This is a genomic window from Aquibacillus koreensis, assembly GCF_025154055.1.
GTDB lineage: Bacteria > Bacillota > Bacilli > Bacillales > Amphibacillaceae > Aquibacillus_C > Aquibacillus_C koreensis.
The window spans coordinates 1-17,051 of the sequence record NZ_JAOALK010000014.1 but is presented as its reverse complement, the minus strand read 5'-3'; the positions used below and the strand labels follow the sequence as shown (position 1 = coordinate 17,051).

General features: G+C 36.5%; 18 protein-coding genes. 15 read left to right on the top strand and 3 right to left on the bottom strand.

The features are described 5' to 3' along the window. Positions 1-29 precede the first annotated feature (29 nt). The gene (locus NYQ66_RS04295; protein ID WP_259867220.1) at positions 30-1,625 is read left to right on the top strand and encodes an amidohydrolase; all 1,596 of its coding nucleotides are present in this window, start codon (positions 30-32) and stop codon (positions 1,623-1,625) included. Positions 1,626-1,676: 51 nt separating this feature from the next. Here the strand turns inward: NYQ66_RS04295 and NYQ66_RS04290 are convergent, their stop codons facing one another. After that, a complete protein-coding gene (locus NYQ66_RS04290) occupies positions 1,677-2,477 on the bottom strand; it encodes an NAD kinase (RefSeq protein WP_259867217.1) in 801 nt (266 codons plus the stop codon). Between the two features lie 145 nt (positions 2,478-2,622). Between NYQ66_RS04290 and NYQ66_RS04285 the strand changes: the two genes are divergently transcribed. The 6 genes from NYQ66_RS04285 to NYQ66_RS04260 all read left to right on the top strand — a co-directional run bounded on the left by NYQ66_RS04285 (position 2,623) and on the right by NYQ66_RS04260 (position 8,216). Further along, positions 2,623-3,255: a DUF2953 domain-containing protein gene (locus tag NYQ66_RS04285; RefSeq protein ID WP_259867215.1), complete on the top strand. Its 633-nt coding sequence runs from the start codon at positions 2,623-2,625 to the stop codon at positions 3,253-3,255. A 17-nt stretch (positions 3,256-3,272) separates the two neighbouring features. Next, entirely contained in the window at positions 3,273-3,704 is a 432-nt protein-coding gene (gene ytfJ / locus NYQ66_RS04280) for a GerW family sporulation protein (protein ID WP_259867212.1), read from the top strand. A gap of 217 nt (positions 3,705-3,921) precedes the next feature. Further along, entirely contained in the window at positions 3,922-4,905 is a 984-nt protein-coding gene (locus NYQ66_RS04275; RefSeq protein ID WP_259867210.1) for a class I SAM-dependent methyltransferase, read from the top strand. Between the two features lie 131 nt (positions 4,906-5,036). Further along, a complete protein-coding gene (locus NYQ66_RS04270; RefSeq protein ID WP_259867208.1) occupies positions 5,037-6,236 on the top strand; it encodes an acetate kinase in 1,200 nt (399 codons plus the stop codon). Between the two features lie 267 nt (positions 6,237-6,503). Next, a complete protein-coding gene (locus tag NYQ66_RS04265) occupies positions 6,504-7,175 on the top strand; it encodes a YkyB family protein (RefSeq protein WP_259867206.1) in 672 nt (223 codons plus the stop codon). A 201-nt stretch (positions 7,176-7,376) separates the two neighbouring features. Next, positions 7,377-8,216, top strand: a complete 840-nt coding sequence (locus tag NYQ66_RS04260; RefSeq protein WP_259867204.1) for an EcsC family protein — start codon at positions 7,377-7,379, stop codon at positions 8,214-8,216. A gap of 19 nt (positions 8,217-8,235) precedes the next feature. Here NYQ66_RS04260 and NYQ66_RS04255 read toward each other — a convergent pair whose 3' ends face one another. Continuing rightward, complete coding sequence (locus tag NYQ66_RS04255) at positions 8,236-8,679, bottom strand: universal stress protein (protein WP_259867202.1); 444 nt, start codon at positions 8,677-8,679, stop codon at positions 8,236-8,238. Between the two features lie 120 nt (positions 8,680-8,799). Between NYQ66_RS04255 and NYQ66_RS04250 the strand changes: the two genes are divergently transcribed. Both NYQ66_RS04250 and ald read left to right on the top strand, forming a co-directional pair. Continuing rightward, a complete protein-coding gene (locus tag NYQ66_RS04250) occupies positions 8,800-8,943 on the top strand; it encodes a hypothetical protein (RefSeq protein ID WP_259867200.1) in 144 nt (47 codons plus the stop codon). 145 nt (positions 8,944-9,088) lie between these two features. Then, positions 9,089-10,204 carry an alanine dehydrogenase gene (gene ald / locus NYQ66_RS04245; protein WP_259867199.1) on the top strand — a complete coding sequence of 372 codons (1,116 nt, stop codon included), beginning with the start codon at positions 9,089-9,091 and terminating at the stop codon, positions 10,202-10,204. Between the two features lie 56 nt (positions 10,205-10,260). Here the strand turns inward: ald and NYQ66_RS04240 are convergent, their stop codons facing one another. Next, positions 10,261-11,349 carry a M24 family metallopeptidase gene (locus tag NYQ66_RS04240; RefSeq protein ID WP_259867197.1) on the bottom strand — a complete coding sequence of 363 codons (1,089 nt, stop codon included), beginning with the start codon at positions 11,347-11,349 and terminating at the stop codon, positions 10,261-10,263. 687 nt (positions 11,350-12,036) lie between these two features. Here NYQ66_RS04240 and NYQ66_RS04235 point away from each other — a divergent pair. The 6 genes from NYQ66_RS04235 to NYQ66_RS04210 all read left to right on the top strand — a co-directional run bounded on the left by NYQ66_RS04235 (position 12,037) and on the right by NYQ66_RS04210 (position 16,905). Next, positions 12,037-12,546, top strand: a complete 510-nt coding sequence (locus NYQ66_RS04235; RefSeq protein ID WP_259867196.1) for a DUF4178 domain-containing protein — start codon at positions 12,037-12,039, stop codon at positions 12,544-12,546. Positions 12,547-12,561: 15 nt separating this feature from the next. After that, a complete protein-coding gene (locus tag NYQ66_RS04230) occupies positions 12,562-13,230 on the top strand; it encodes a PspA/IM30 family protein (protein WP_259867194.1) in 669 nt (222 codons plus the stop codon). Positions 13,231-13,383: 153 nt separating this feature from the next. Further along, positions 13,384-14,043, top strand: coding sequence for a DUF4247 domain-containing protein (locus NYQ66_RS04225; protein ID WP_259867192.1), 660 nt, complete (start codon positions 13,384-13,386; stop codon positions 14,041-14,043). A 15-nt stretch (positions 14,044-14,058) separates the two neighbouring features. Then, complete coding sequence (locus NYQ66_RS04220; protein WP_407652043.1) at positions 14,059-14,460, top strand: DUF350 domain-containing protein; 402 nt, start codon at positions 14,059-14,061, stop codon at positions 14,458-14,460. Between the two features lie 108 nt (positions 14,461-14,568). Beyond that, positions 14,569-16,119, top strand: coding sequence for a polyamine aminopropyltransferase (locus NYQ66_RS04215; protein WP_259867190.1), 1,551 nt, complete (start codon positions 14,569-14,571; stop codon positions 16,117-16,119). 105 nt (positions 16,120-16,224) lie between these two features. Then, positions 16,225-16,905 (top strand): metal-dependent hydrolase, encoded by a 681-nt coding sequence (locus NYQ66_RS04210; protein WP_259867189.1) that lies wholly within the window; start codon positions 16,225-16,227, stop codon positions 16,903-16,905. Positions 16,906-17,051 lie beyond the last annotated feature (146 nt).

Here is a 17,051-nt window from a genome sequence, read left to right as displayed (position 1 = left end):
GAAAAGAATTTAAGAAGGGGACATCAACCATGGGAGAATTATGGCATGGCGGCAAGATCTATACGATGACATCAGAAGGTGACCTTGTAGACGCGGTATATGTGGAGCAAGGAGTCATTGTCGAAAAAGGGGATTATACGAGCTTAAAGACAAAGTATGAATCGGAAATAGATACTACATATAACTTAGAAGGAAAAGTGATGTATCCAGGATTAGTTGACAGTCATTTACATATTATTGGCCATGGCGAGAAAATTGCTCATTTAGACTTATCTATGATGACATCGCCTGACCAAGTAATAGATGCATTAAAAGACCGTGTAACAAGTCTAGAAAAGGATGAATGGCTAATTGGTGAGGGGTGGAATGAAAACCAATGGGAAGATCCGAGAATCTTACATCGTGATGAATTAGACGACATAAGTCCTGATAATCCAATGATTTTATCGAGGGTTTGTAGACATGCCGTTTTAGCTAATTCTTTAGCTATGGAGTTAGCTGGGGTAAATGGGGAAACGAGAGATCCTCAGGGAGGAAAAGTTATTCGAGATGAAAACGGACAAGCGACTGGCTATTTTCTTGACACTGCACAAGAATATATTAAAAATGTAGTGCCGCATGTAACGGAGAATCAATTAACAAAATTAGTGGAAACGTCCATTGATGATTTATTACAACTAGGTTTAGTCGGTGGACATAGTGAAGATTTAGCTTATTACGGTGGATTTAATAAGACCCTTCGCGCGTTTCAGCGAGCAATAGATGGGAAAGAAAGGAAATTCAGAGCGCATTTGCTTGTTCATCATGAAGTTTTTGAAGATAGAATACGATATCAGGAAGATGAAAAAGAGAATGACTATATTGAGTTAGGCGCAATGAAGATCTTTGCAGATGGAGCTTTGGGTGGAAGGACAGCTTGGTTATCTTCCCCTTATGAAGACGACCCGGATAATTATGGAATCCCTATTCATAGCACGGAAGAACTTGAAAATCTTGTTCAACAAGCTAGGCAACATGAAATGCCAGTTGCTGTGCATGCGATAGGTGATCAAGCTGTAATGGAGATTGCCAATATCATAAAAAAGTATCCGCTACATACGAATGGAAAACGCGATCGAATCATTCATGCACAAATTATCAATGATGAATTATTAGATATACTTAAAAGTATCAATGTTGTATTAGATATTCAGCCGACGTTTGTTGCTTCAGATTTTCCATGGATTATAGACCGCATTGGGGAAAAACGGGTGAAATATGCGTATCCGTGGAAGACATTCTTGGAGCGAAACATTCCTTGTGCAGCAGGTTCGGATGCACCGATTGAAAAGGTAGATCCATTACTAGGAATAGAAGCTGCAGTACTAAGAAAATCAAGTATCGATGGAAAATCGTACAATGAACAAGAGAAGCTAACTGTATATGAAGCATTAGCGTTATATACGGTAGGGAGTGCCTATATCATTGGACAAGAAAATAGCAGAGGGCAAATAGAAGAAGGATATCTAGCAGATTTTACAGTGCTCGACCAAGATTTATTCCATATTCCAGCTGATACCATTTCTAATGCTAGAGTAGAGTTTACCATCGTAAACGGTGATATTGTATATAGTAGAAGAGGATAAAACAGAAAAAAGCAACACTTCAACAGTTGAGGTGTTGCTTTTTTATTCGTTTTATAAGAAAGTTCGTTTTACACGATCCCAGTATGAATTATTCTTTAACTTCACTGTCTTAACTCTCTTATCGCTTAGTGTAATCGTTAAATCTTTGATATTCCGTATTGAGTATGCTTCATTATCAAGTCCTATAACTGGATAGTCATTCCCATCCTGTATAACTTCTAACTTTAGGGTGCGTTCTTTGTCCAAAACAAAAGAAGACCCTAATGTTCGGTAACGGTTGTTATTAAGTGAAGCTAATTCGGTTACTTGGAAACAAGGTAGTTTAGGGTCAATAACGGCCCCGTGCGTTGATTTATTGTACCCAGTACTTCCTGTAGGAGTTGCTACTATTAGCCCGTCCCCTCTAAAACGTTCAAAATGATTCCCGTCAATAGATACATCAATCACAATCGTTTTTATGATAGCGGAACGAATGGTAGCTTCGTTTAAGCATTGAAATTTGGATTCTCCATTAATCAGTACATCGATAACAGGGAACCTACGCACCTCAAGTTCTGCATGCATCATCGTATTAACCATCTCATCATAATGATCGAGGTTAAAATCACAATATAATCCTGCTTCATTTGATTTTGCAATGCCTACATACAAACAGTCCTGTCGGAAACCTGTATGTCTCACAGCCTGCAAGAAGGCCCCGTCACCACCTACACTAACAATAATATTGGCATCCTGGTACCTGTCAACAATGCTAAATCCATTTTTTCTAGCTAAGTCAAATAAAGGGGATAACTGTTGCTCAAGTTCATCATCTTGTGGATAGTAAAAATATAAGTTTCTGCGATTATCCATCATTGGCTCCTCCAATCTACTAATCACTACTCTTCCAATGTTATCATCATTTTTTAAATTTTCCCAGTTACAAAAAAATTCATCTCTAATTCGATGTTTAGTTTTGTCTGTTATTGAAATAATGAATGCTATGGAGGTGTAGACTGTGATATGGCTATTTGTTTTACTTGCCCTTTTACTATTTTTTATTTTTTGCTTATTCTTAAGGATCTATACGGTATTCCATTACATTCATCATCTAGATCAACATCTAATTCAGTTCGAAATTCGTATTGCTGGGATCCGGATTAAAAAAATGGAGATGGACCTGACTTTGGACATGGAAGAAGATGAAGATGTACAACTTAAAACTGGTGAGGAAGAAGAAAAGAAAAAACACACCAGTATTCATACGATTTTTCAAAACATTAAAAAGTACCGGGATATTATAAAAAGATTAGTAGAAAGTAAACCTGTTATTTTACAACATATTGCAAAAATCAACATACATAAATTTGAATGGTCAACGAAATTTGGGGTTGGAGACGCTAGTCATACAGGAATACTTTCTGGAGCAGTATGGGGGATAAAAGGTTGTATTGTCGGCTTTATCATTAATCATATGCGTATTAGAAAAAGACCAAAAATTGAAGTCATCCCACTATTTCAACAAAAACAGTCATATACCGCTATAACATGTATTGCTTCGATAAGATTAGGACAAGCTATTTATGCGATTATTCAACTAACTAAGCTATTTCAAAGAGAAATCAATAGTCTGTCAAAGAAAACAGCGTAAAACAGGAGGAATGAAAAATGAGTGAACAAGAACATCCCATCGAAGGTCTAATGACAACTGCCATGGAAAGCTTAAAGGATATGGTTGATGTAAATACAATCATTGGTGACCCAATTGAATCACCGGACGGAAGTGTCATTATCACCGTATCAAAAGTTGGTTTTGGATTTGCTGCTGGAGGTAGTGAATTTTATGGTGGACAAAGCAGTGACCAAGGTGATGGTGGGCAAAAGCTACCTTTTGGAGGTGGTAGTGGTGGTGGTGTTTCCATTACACCAACAGCATTTTTAATTGTAAACAAATCAGGGGTACAAATGATCCACCTTGATGAACAAACACATTTGTATGAGAAACTATTAGATGTAGCTCCGCAAGCCATTGATAAAATCCAAGAGATGTTTAAAGGGAAAGAAAAGAAGGAAGATAGTAGTAAAGAAGAAGACAAATAACCATAATCAATCCATTAGACAATACATAAAACTGCCGTCATAATACAGATGAAGGCAGTTTTTCTTTTCTGTTAGGACTACATATGACTTTAGAAGAGATAAATTTAAGCAAAACAAAACACATAGATGCAAGTATTAAAAAGGCCAGCGTTTTACTAGTTGGTTTTTATATACCTATCTAAAATGAAATAGGAAAGCCATGAATGGAGGTACAATCTTGGAACAAACTAAAACAGAAACGACTTTTGGAAAATTAGATCAAATGGTGGAAACGATGGAGCAGCATTTAAATTTATCGTATATTGAAAGTTTACCTGTTGCATTAGAATTTTTATTTACACATGAAAAGCCAGAAGGGTCAAATGATATTTTACTCCAGCAGTTAGAGAAGCTAGGAGAAAGTATTGCGTTAAGTGATTTATCTAAAGAGGAAATAAGAAAAACAATTCAACTATGTGTACTAAAAGGGATGAAAGGTGCTACGCAGCAACAGCATTTAATCACACCAGATACCGTAGCCATGTTTATTGGATATCTTGTCCAGAAGCTAATTGATCCAAAGCAAACCGTTCGGTTATTTGATCCTGCTTGCGGCTCAGCAAATTTGTTAACAGCTGTTGTTAATCAGTTAAAGCAAAAGGTTGAGAGTTACGGAAGTGATGTAGACCCAACTTTAATTCAGTTAGCGTTGATGAATGCTAATCTCCAACAGTCAGAAATAGAGTTCTTTCATCAAGACAGTTTGCGTTCGTTTTTACTTGAACCGGTAGATCTGGTTGTTTCGGATCTTCCAGTTGGTTATTATCCTGATGATGTACAGGCGAAAGAATATGAATTGAAGGCGGATGAAGGGCATTCTTACGCACATCACCTGTTTATCGAGCAGAGTTTAAAATATACAAAGGAAGCTGGGTACTTACTATTTGTTATCCCGAATTTCTTATTTGAAAGTGACCAAGCAAAAAAATTGCATGGTTTTCTACACAAGCATGCACATATTGTTGGTTTATTACAATTGCCGATGTCTATTTTTAAGTCAGAGTCTAATGCGAAAAGTATATTAATCCTGCAAAAGAAGGGGAACAATACGAAGGCGCCTAAGCAAGCATTAATGGCACAGCTCCCATCCTTTAAAGATGTGCGTGCAATGAATAACATCTTAGAAAAAATAAATCATTGGTTTCAAGAAGAAGGATTTTAAATAATTAGAAAATAACAAATTTGTGACGCAAGCGTTATCATTGATGTTTGTTATTGCAAACTTCTTCGAGCGATGGTTAAAATGGAGTAGGTCCTAATCTCGAACCTATTTTATGAAAGGGTTGAAAAACGTTGAGCAATATATTAGCAATTAATGCCGGTAGTTCATCATTGAAATTCCAACTAATAGAAATGCCGGAGGAAAATGTTCTAGCAAAAGGAATAGTGGAAAGAATTGGTCTGAATGATTCCATTTTCACGATTGAAGTAGAAGATAAAGATACGACAGTAAAAGATATCCATGATCACGCGGAAGCAGTTAAAATGTTATTAGAAAAACTTACTGCATCTGGTGTTATTCAATCATTAAATGAAATTGATGGTATTGGTCACCGTGTTGTACATGGTGGTGAAAAATTCAGTGATTCCGTTCGTATTTCTGAAGAAGTAATTAAACAGATTGATGAAGTATCTGAATTAGCACCTTTGCATAACCCTGCAAACCTGACAGGAATCCAAGCTTTCAAGGAAGTTTTACCAGATGTTCCTTCGGTAGCGGTATTTGATACAGCGTTTCACCAAACAATGCCCGAAGAGTCATTTTTATATAGTTTGCCATATGAATATTATGAAAAGTATGGAATAAGAAAATATGGATTCCATGGTACTTCTCATAAATATGTCTCTGAAAGAGCATCGGAATTACTTGGAATACCTCTAAATCAATTGCGTTTACTTTCTTGTCACCTTGGTAACGGTGCAAGTATTGCCGCGATTGAAAACGGAAAATCAATTGATACGTCCATGGGCTTCACGCCACTTGCTGGTGTAACCATGGGTACTAGATCAGGAAATATTGATCCAGCGCTCATTCCATATATTATGGAGAAAACAGGGAAAACAGCAGCAGAAGTAATGAACGTATTAAATAAAGAAAGTGGTATGCTTGCTTTATCTGGTTTCTCAAGTGATTTAAGAGATATCCAGGAAAAAGCGGAAAGTGGAGATCGTCGTGCCGAATTGGCATTAGAAGTTTTTGCTGAGAGAATTCACAAATATATTGGGTCTTATGCTGCAAGAATGCATGGTGTCGATGCGATTATCTTTACTGCAGGTGTTGGGGAGAACAGCATCTCTGTCCGTGAGCGAGTGTTAAAAGGGTTAGAATTCATGGGTGTTTACTGGGATCCATCCTTAAATAACGTACGAGGAAAAGAAGCGTTTATAAACTATCCTCACTCACCTGTAAAAGTTATTGTAATTCCAACAAATGAAGAAGTAATGATTGCGAGAGATACAATTAGATTAACGCAACCAGTTTCGCAACACTAAAAGTGATCACAACCTTTTTCTGTACTAGTAAGTCTAGTATGGAAGAAGGTTTTTTTCATGAACGCACAACTGATAATGAATTTGATACGGAATATACGTTCTTATTTGTAGACGAGCTTTTTCACAATCGGTTATAATTACTTTAGAGGGAGGTGGGAACGTATGTACTTAGACTACCTGAAAAATTGTTAATGTTTAGTTTAAATACAAAGAAGCAATATGTAATGACGTTTATTTCTCTACAAATAATGGTCAAGGAGGAATACTATGCGTGAATTACCCCATTTTCACAACTGGCACAATGTCCCCTCAGGTTTCTACACAAAAACTACTTTAAGAAATGATTTCAAACGAAAACCATTAGATGAAGCAAAACCAGATGCGACGCTGAAAGCGATAGGCGGCGGCATATGGAGAGATTTTGTATTGTATCATATCAATCACACTATCCCAATAAAGCCTAGGCAGGTTGATATAAGTACATTAGATTTTTCAGTACATTACTTAAGTCAAGCTCTCTATCGCATAAATAAACATGCAAAAAAACATAGAGATACAAAGCAACAAAGCTATTTGGACAGTAATTATCAAGTAGTTAGTGCAGCGAAAACAAAACAATTAAAATATTATGAGCTTAAGAATGTAGTTTTAGATAAATTATTAGAAGAGAAAAAAGCAACGGTAATAGGATATCATAAAATGTTTAATTACTATTATTTGTTGATCACATGTGGAGAATATTCTTTCCACAAACCAATCCACAAGAAAAATATTGATAATTACAATGACCTTGGTGTATTAGATCAAATAATTGCTGCAGAGCATGACAAACAACTTGATATTAACTTCTATCAGGCTGAAAAATTGCTAAGATGCTACATTAGTGTAACCACTACTCAAATACCTCATTTAGATTCTAAAAAAGATAATTCAGTTTAAAGCGCAATTACATCCATTGTTAATACTTTGTTTATCTTCATTGATTATGCCTATTCTTCCTCTACTAGCGCATTTTCCCATTCCTATTGAATTTTTGAAACCATCTAATACAACGTTTGTACTGTGAAATACAAAAGAATTAGACTTTTTTAAGTATTAGTAAATAAGTATAATGTAAAGCCATGTTTTGGAGGGAGAATGTTGAGTGAGAAAAATATTCTTAAAGAGATAAGCGACTGGGAACACAAGTTAGAATCGTATCAATCATCTGATTTAGAAAGAGTATATGATAACTGGAAAGCACTGACCATGAATCAGATAAGCCCAAGTATAAAACAGGGTTTGTTTTCTAATTTAGATAATTTTTTGTTTCATACCCACGCCTACCTTCAAGGTTCTTCGATGCAGATGGAGGCAAGAAACAGAATTTTAACAATCGCTAGGGTATTTGATCCAGATATTGATGCTATTACAGACCTAAATAAGTTGTCGATTGATCAATTGACTTATCTTGCGCAACAACAAATCTCTAAAGGAAGAATGCATTCGTTTATGCAGGGTGGGATGACAGGTACTGGTGGCATTTTACTGACAGGTATCGATTTTCCGCTCTTAGTTATTATGAACCTTCGAGTTGTTCAATTAATTGGCTTATCGTTTGGTCATGAAATGAATCATCCTTTTGAAATGATGTTATCGTTAAAAGTATTCCATGCAGCTACACTTCCGAAAAGATTTCAAAACCATGCATGGGAAGATCTCATGAAGGAAATAGAAACAACGATGTATATGTATGAAGGAGACGACAAGTTAACCGATCCGACTTGGATTGATCAACCAATGAAACAAATTGGTAAAAATATCCTCATCTTAATAGCAAGAAAAAAACTGTTACAAGGAATCCCGCTAATAAGTATCGGTATTGGGGCATTTTCAAACTATCAATTAACGAGCCAAGTGACAAATTATGCGCTACGTTTTTATCAAAAGAGATTACTCTTGCGTAAAGGAATCGACAATGAAAAAGCGAAGGGACTATGACAAGTAGTCCCTTCGCTTTTTAAATTTTATCACGTACAACTAATACGTCACATTTTGCATAACGTGTAATACTTTCTGATACACTACCAATCAAAAACCTTTCAACTGCATTTAATCCTGTTGCACCACAAATAATAAGGTCAGCTTGGTATTGTTTAGCAACATCTTTCGGAATTTTAACTTTAGGGGAGCCATATTCGATATTTAATTCTACATTGGTTATTCCAGCACTTGTTGCTCTCTTGCGGTAATCTTCTAACAATTGATTGGCATACACTTCGGACCTGTACGCTAACGTTTGATCATACGCTTCAGCAGAGGAAAAAGTTCTAGTATCAACAACATGGGAAAGAATCATCTTTCCATTATTTCTTTTTGCAACTTCAATAGCCTTTTCAAAGGCTCTCTCTGATGCTCTTGAACCATCAACTGCAACAACAATGTTTTTATATTCGAAATTCAAAGTCTCACTCTCCCTTCGAATTGGTTACTCTTATTATATCATGAGAACTGATCAAAATTGGTAAGAAATTCATCGAACTAATTACAATAACATGAACATACTAAAAATGGAGGTGAGGACGTGAAAAAGAGCAATTTTCTAGACACTAGCGTGGTGACAGATGGCGATCAAATCATAAATCAACAATTAATAGAAAGCTATCATAGCGGAGTTATCGATCATGATGTTGAGGCGAGGAAAAGAGAAATCGAAACCGAAGCATAAAAGAGATAGCACAGAATAAAAGTGGTATCCTTCAAATTTTATTATTGGAAGGTACCACTTTTGCATTTTTAACAACGAATGGTCAAAATATGTTATATTTTTATACGTACATGAAATAGATAGAGAAAATAGGGAGGTCAAAAAATTGAATATTGGCATACCGAAAGAGATAAAGAACAATGAAAATCGTGTTGCGATGACACCAGCAGGGGTAATTACCCTTTCGCAAGCTGGACATAGCGTATTTGTGGAAACAGAAGCAGGTTTAGGATCCGGTTTTACGGATGAGCAATACCAGCAAGCTGGTGCAACTATTGTGAATGATGCTTTTGAAGCCTGGAATCAGGAAATGGTGATGAAGGTAAAAGAGCCTTTACCAGATGAGTATAAGTTCTTTCATGATGGATTAATATTATTTACATACTTACACTTAGCACCAGAGCCAGCGCTTACGGAAGCTTTAATTAAGCACAACGTAGTTGGAATTGCTTATGAAACAGTTCAATTACCTAACTATTCATTGCCTTTGTTAACTCCGATGAGTGAAGTTGCAGGTAGGATGGCTGCTCAAATTGGAGCGCAATTTTTAGAAAAATCAAAAGGTGGCAGAGGTATCTTGCTATCGGGTATTCCAGGTGTGAAAAGAGGGAAGGTTACGATCATTGGTGGCGGTGTCGTAGGTACAAATGCAGCGAAAGTCGCAATTGGTTTGGGCGCTGATGTGACCATTATTGACTTGAACCCAGAGCGTCTCCGTCAACTTGATGATATATTTGGGTCTTCCATTAACACTCTGATGTCAAACCCACTTACGATTGCGGATGCACTAAGAGAGTCCGACCTTGTGATAGGAGCGGTACTTATACCCGGAGCAAAAGCACCGAAATTAGTCACGGAGGAAATGGTTAAATCAATGCCGGAAGGATCCGTTATTGTCGATGTTGCTATCGATCAAGGTGGTATATTTGAAACTACGGATAAAATAACAACACACGATAATCCAACATATACAAAGCACGGTGTATTACACTATGCTGTGGCAAATATGCCTGGAGCTGTTCCAAGAACATCAACGATTGGACTTACCAATGTTACGATTCCTTATGCTTTACAAATAGCTAACAAAGGGTATAAAAAAGCTTGTCTAGATAATGAGGCATTACTAAAAGGGATTAATACACTTCAAGGTTATGTTACTTATCAAGCAGTAGCTGAAGCACATGGTCTTGAATATAGTAATGTTAAAGACTTAGTTCGTTAGGATAATGAGATAAAAACTGCCCGCCAAGTCGCGGGCAGTTTGCTTGTATTCAAACTTTATTTAATAATTTGAAGTTCTTTTGGGTATTTGGTTAATAATTCTGGCCCCTCTTTTGTTACAAAGACTTGATCTTCTATTCTCACCCCTCCTATATGGGGAACATAGATACCTGGTTCAATGGTAAAGCTCATACCTTTCTGTATCTTCAACGTATTGTTTGAATTTAAGGAAGGATATTCATGTACATCTATCCCAATTCCGTGGCCAAGACGGTGAGTAAAATAATTCCCATATCCCGCTTCTTTGATATGTGATCGTGCAATTCGATTCAGTAAGCCAATATCCGTATCACTTTTCACTGCATCAATTGCTTTCTGTTGCGCTGTTAATACTGTATTATAAATATCCTCTTGTTTCTGTGAAATGCTTTGATAGGCCACGGTTCGTGTTATATCTGAACAATACCCTTCAAAAACAACCCCAAGATCAAAAAGAACGAGATCACCACTATTAATTTGATCAAGACTTGGCGTACCATGTGGTGATGCTGTTTTTTGTCCGGATAAAACCATAGTAGAAAATGACATATCACGAATACCCTGCTGTTTCAAGATGTATTCAATTTGTGCTACAATTTCTAACTCACCTTTTCCCGCTTCAATGGATTCGATTCCAGTTTTCACTCCGAGGTCTGCTAATTGAGCAGCTTGTTTTAGTAATTTGTATTCTGATTGATCTTTAAGTAAACGTAACGAAGCTAACAACTCGTTTATGTTTTTGAATCGGCAACTAGGCAAGATTCCTTGTAGAGCTTCTTGTCGCTCTACTGTCATGTGGTTTTTTTCTATCCCTATTGATAGTGGTGGGTGATTGTTTACATGCTGGGCAAACAATTCCCAAGGGTTTTCTGAATCGGAATAAGTTAATATGTCACCTTTCCATCCTGAGGCTAATGCATCCGCCTTTTCCATTGCAGGTACGATTAGTGTCGTGTCCCCACTTTTAGTAATATAGACTGCAACTAACCGTTCGTGTGGATCTGTATAATAGTTACTTATGTAATATACATTTGCTTTAGAGGTTATAAAAACAGCGTCAACATTTTCGTTAGCCATCGAGGTTAGTAGTTTATTTATTCTTTCCAAGTCTGCTTCATCCTTTCCTATGAATAAGTATCTTTATTGTATTGTATACTTATTTAGATTCTACAGAAAGTTTATCGCATAATTTTTTTGATGAAGAGATGTTAACTAGTACATAGTAGATACAAAATGCGAAGCAATTATTGCTTATTATAATGAAGCTATCGCGTTCGAACGCGTCTGAGGATGAACCTTGATTTAACACGTTCGTAAGAGGTGTATTCGAACGCGTCAGAGAGTGAACCTTGAGCTAACGCGTTCGCAAGAGGTGCGTTCGAACGCGTCAGAGAGCGAACCTTGATTTAACGCGTTGGTAAGAGGTGCATTCGAACGCGTCAGAGAGCGAACCCTGAGCTAACGCGTTCGCAAGAGGTGCGTTCGAACGCGTCTGAGGATGAACCTTGAGCTAACGCGTTGGTAAGAGGTGCATTCGAACGCGTCAGAGAGCGAACCCTGATTTAACGCGTTAGAAAGCAGTGATTCCGTAATAGCTAAATTAACTACGTCGCACTTTATATATAGTGTCTTAAGAATTTAAATGTTATGACAAGATCGAATAGTACTTAGTTCTTTTCCATTTATAGTTTCGTTTGTTATGATAAGAATAGAAAAAAATTTAAGAAAAAATGAAACGTTTTATAAATACAATCGTATTCCTATTACAGGGATATACAGAGAAGAGGTGTATGAGTGGGATTATTCTCTAAAATTTTTTCAAAAAAAGAAACGAGACCAGAAGTAAAGGAGCGAACGCCACTTTCAATAGAAATAGGAGATATTGTTGAATATGACTTATCAGACTATGAAGTTGTAGGGAAAATTACGTATCGACAAGGCTCATATGAATGGATCAGTTATCAACTAATAGAAGGAAACAACACAATTTGGTTAGCAGCTGAAATGGATGATGAGTTGGAATTAGGTATATACAAAACCATACATTTACCTGTAACAGAAAAATACCCTAAAAAACTATCCTATGAAGGAAAAGATTATTACCTTGATGAGGAAGGCGAAGCAAGGGTTGTTGGTGAAGGTAGAAGCAAAAATATAAATGGTAGAATGATGGAATATGCAGAATACTGTGATGAAGAGGAAGAGCACTTTATAAGCTTAGAACATTGGGGTAGCGAGATTGAAGCAAGTTATGGTTATCCTATAGAAGCATTTGAATTAAAAATAATAGCAGGTTCTAATTAATAAGGAGGATTATTTATGTTTAAATTTTTTAGTCGTGTAAAAACAGTTGTGGGATCAGAATTAAATGCAATGTTGGATAAAGCAGAAGATCCGGTAAAAATGTTAGATCAGTTTATGAGAGAAATGGAATCTGATATAAGAGAAGTAGAAAGTGCAGTAGCAAAACAAATAGCCAATGAAAAAATGCTAAAGCGTAAGCATGATGATGCACAAGCGCTAGTTGACAAAAGACAGGCACAGGCGGAAAAGGCGATTGAAGCTGGAAATGAAGACTTAGCAAGAAGAGCTTTACAAGATAAGAAAACGCAAGATCAACAAGCAACTAGCTTGAAAGAGTCTTGGGAAAGAGCAAAAACAGATGCAGATCAATTAAGAACAAAGTTAGATGAAATGAAAAAAGAGTATCAAGACATGAAGTTGAAAAAAGATTCACTAAAAGCACGTGCAGAATCTGCAAAAACTAGAACAAAAATGAATCGTACCATGTCTTCTATCGGAAATGATGATTCTAAACGTGGTTTTGAACGCATGGAAGAAAAAGTGATGCAATTTGAAGCAGAAGCAGATACAAGTGAAGATCTTTCAGCTGCAAGCAAATCATTGGACGATGAGTTTGATAATTTAGAAAATGACGGTGTAGATGATGAGTTAGCTGCGCTTAAAAAGAAAATGGGGAAAGAGTAAGATAAGTAACCCAAATTATGTTAGAATGTGACCCATAGACATATAAATGGGTAGGAGCTATATCTCTAATAAACCCTTGTATAACACAAGGGTTTATTTATTAGTATTATTCAATTACGTAAATCATACGTTTTACTAGAAAGGGGGAGAAATGTGAACAAAATATTTGTTAGTGCCATTATGCTTTTTTTAGTAATGATTCTGGCTGCCTGTGGTTCAGAGTATGAGTTTAGTACAACAGAAGAACCCAATGTAACTGTACAAGACATACCGCAAGAGCCTTCTAAAGAAGAATTAATCAGTCAAATAGAATCTACCAACACGAATAATATTGAACCTTTAATAGCCAATAGTTTTCATTTGTTAGATGTTGTAAAAGGAGAAGATAGTATAGCAAATGTTTATGCAACCAATCAATTTGAAGTTGCAGAGCTTGTTTCATTGTTAACTAAGGTTATAGAGCCTGAACAAACAAGCGAGGTAGTGGACAATCAACAAATACTCATTTATCCAAATCACTTTGTGACTATAAGGCCAAGTGATGAAGATGCTGCTACAACATTAATTGAAGTTGCGAGTGACCAATTTGTCCGAGACAACTATGAGCCAAACTATTTGAATACCTTCTTCGCGTTCATGATCCTAAATAGAGTATTAGATGTGGACGATTGGGGGAAGAAACGTAGTTCATCATGTAAAAATGGGGCTTGCTATGGAGGTTACTCATCCTCCAAAAGCTATAACAACGGTGGATTTAATACAAACAGAGGGATGTCGTCCGTTCGCGGTGGAGGTCCTAGTTCCGGAAAATAAGAGGAGGTTTTTTTAATGATAATAGAAGGAATGATTTCAACATTTATTTATTTTGTTATTGCGATTATCGTGGTATTTATTGGATTAGTCATTTTTGAATTAATTACATCAAAATATAAGGATTGGGATGAAATATCAGGTGGGAATCAAGCAGTTGCTCTATCGATTGCAGGGAAGATAATTGGTATTTGTATTATCTTATCATTTGCCATTTATAACAGCATTAATATTTGGGAAACACTTATATGGGGAGCGTATGGTGTGGTGCTACAAATGATTGCATATTTGTTATTTGAAGCATTTACAAGAAAGTTCTCTGTGGAAGAGAAAATAAAAGAAAACAACATTGCAGTTGGTATCGTAACAATGGCTGTATCGATAGGTTTAGCCTTCGTTATTGGTGCATCTATTACATAAAGATAAGCTCCAATGGTACGGGTCTGGCTCATAGATGGGTCAGGCCTTGATTTTTGTTTTTTCTAAGTTTAAAAATTGTATGTAGTATAAATAACGGAGTGATACAGATTGGATCAAGCAAAAATAAAACAAAGTCATTTTATCTATTGGGCATCAGGTATTGTTTCCATTTGTGGAATCATCTTTGAAGTTTTATTTGGTGCTTTAGGCTCTTACATATTAGGGGACGGTGTTAAACAATACACACTCACGATTTCCTTGTTTCTTACAGGTATGGGGATTGGTGCTAGCTTAAGTGAAAAGGTTACAAAAAATCTAGTGTTGTCCTTTGTATATATCGAATTTATGGTAGCGTTAATAGGTGGATTTTCTAGTTTTCTCATGTTTGGCTTTACTGCTTTTTCGCCTTCAGGTACAGATGCACTATTTTTATACGGCGTTACATTAACCGTTGGTGCTCTTACAGGAGTAGAGTTACCTATTCTAATTAGAAAAGCAAATGAAATTGGTGTTTCATTGAATCGAAGTACAGCTCGTGTGCTTTTCTCTGATTATGCGGGAGGATTAATAGGTGGGTTACTATTTGTATTTTTACTTAGACCACAACTAGGCATTGTCAAAACCGCTTTTCTAGTAGGATTAATTAATCTCTCTGTTGCACTCGTGGTCATTTGGTTATTTAGAAAAGAAATTAGAAGGGTAACGCGTCATTTCTTTGTCGGGGGAATGATCGGTATCCTTTTACTAGCTGGCTTGTTATTTGGAGAAGCAATGGCTTTAACCTTTGAGCAGAAACTATATAAAGACCCTATCATTCATATGGAAGAAAGTGAGTACCAAAAAATAATACTTACCCGAGATAAAGACGACGTACGCTTATACTTAAATGGCGGTTTACAGTTAAGTTCCATTGATGAATATCGTTACCATGAAGTGTTGGTCCATCCACCTATGGCACTTGCAGACGAACATGACAATGTGCTTGTGTTAGGAGGCGGAGATGGTCTTGCTGTTAAAGAATTGTTAAAGTATGAAGATGTGAAGAACATTACACTCGTTGATCTAGACCCTGCGGTTGTGGACCTAGCAAACAACCATCCATACTTATTAGAATTGAACGAAGGCGCAATAAAAAATAAAAAAGTAGAGGTTATCAATCAAGATGCTTTTCAATTTTTGGAAGAAACTGACGAGTGGTTTGATGTGATTATTGTTGATTTACCAGACCCAAATGATGAAAGTTTAAACAAGCTTTATACGAAAGAGTTTTATTCCTTAGCACGAAATCATTTAGTTCCTGGTGGAGCAATGATGATCCAAGCGACCAGTCCCGTATTTGCCAGGGAAGTTTACTGGACCATCTCGACCACTGTAGCATCCACAGGCTTATATACGGAAAACCTTCATGTGGATGTTCCTAGTTTTGGGAACTGGGGTTTCGTATTTGCTAGTCGTGATCCTATTAATCTTCCTGATTTAGAAATAGCTGTTCCCACCCGCTTTTTAACAACAGATCTGCTACCTAGTCTTGCTACATTTGGAAAAGATGAAGGAGAGCATATTCTCGATCAAAATGAAGATGAAGTGAAGTTGCGTCCGAATACGTTAATTGATCCTATCTTAATTCAATTATATGAAAAGTCTTGGGAAAATTATTAACTCTCATTGCATCGCTTGCGAAAAACTTTGTGCTATCTATTTTAAAAAAGTTCAAAATGGGTATAGATTAATGAATAACAAAGTTTTTAAGGAGTGAGCGTTAAAATGAAAGTATCCTTTCATGGACAATCCGTCGTGCAAGTGCAAACAAAAACACATAATATTCTTATTGACCCGTTTATTACTGGTAACGGTACATGTGATTTAGAAGTAGATGATGTAAAACCAGATGTTATATTACTTACACATGGACATAACGATCACGTTGGTGACACGATAGATATTGCCCAAAAAAATAATTCCCTTGTAGTGGCACCAAATGAACTTGCAGTCTATTTAGAATCAAGAGGGCTACATACACATCCGATGCATATAGGTGGTGCACATCAATTTGAGTTTGGAAAAGTGAAACTAACACCAGCTTTTCACGGTTCCATGTTTGTAGATGAGGATGGAAATAAAATTTATGGTGGAATGCCAGCAGGAATTTTACTTTTTGTTGAAGGTAAGACAATTTATCATGCAGGTGATACCGCATTGTTCTCTGATTTGAAATTAATTGGTGATATGAATGAGATTGATCTTGCTTTCTTACCTATTGGAGACAATTTCACGATGGGTCCAGATGATGCATTAATTGCTGCGGAATGGGTGAAAGCAAAAACAGTCGTACCGATTCACTACAATACATTCCCTTTAATTGAACAAGACGGGGACGCATTTGCAAGCAAAGTAAAACCTGGGAAGGGCATCGCACTAAATCCAGGTGAAGGTATAGAACTATAGATAATTCGAAAAGACACTTTACCAATAATCCTAGCTAATGACGTAGTATCTATATACTGCGCAGCAATTCCTCGACCCGCTTCACAAGTGAAATTGGCTCCCTTTCCGAGGAGGAATCACGAAAAATCCCAGAACCCGGATTTTTC

Coding starts and splice junctions, on each gene's coding strand:
- NYQ66_RS04295 (WP_259867220.1), top strand. CDS start 30: ATGGGAGAATTATGGCATGGCGGCAAGATCTATACGATGACATCAGAA.
- NYQ66_RS04230 (WP_259867194.1), top strand. CDS start 12,562: ATGTTTAAATTTTTTAGTCGTGTAAAAACAGTTGTGGGATCAGAATTA.
- NYQ66_RS04265 (WP_259867206.1), top strand. CDS start 6,504: ATGCGTGAATTACCCCATTTTCACAACTGGCACAATGTCCCCTCAGGT.
- NYQ66_RS04220 (WP_407652043.1), top strand. CDS start 14,059: ATGATAATAGAAGGAATGATTTCAACATTTATTTATTTTGTTATTGCG.
- NYQ66_RS04210 (WP_259867189.1), top strand. CDS start 16,225: ATGAAAGTATCCTTTCATGGACAATCCGTCGTGCAAGTGCAAACAAAA.
- ytfJ (WP_259867212.1), top strand. CDS start 3,273: ATGAGTGAACAAGAACATCCCATCGAAGGTCTAATGACAACTGCCATG.
- NYQ66_RS04290 (WP_259867217.1), bottom strand. CDS start 2,477: ATGGATAATCGCAGAAACTTATATTTTTACTATCCACAAGATGATGAA.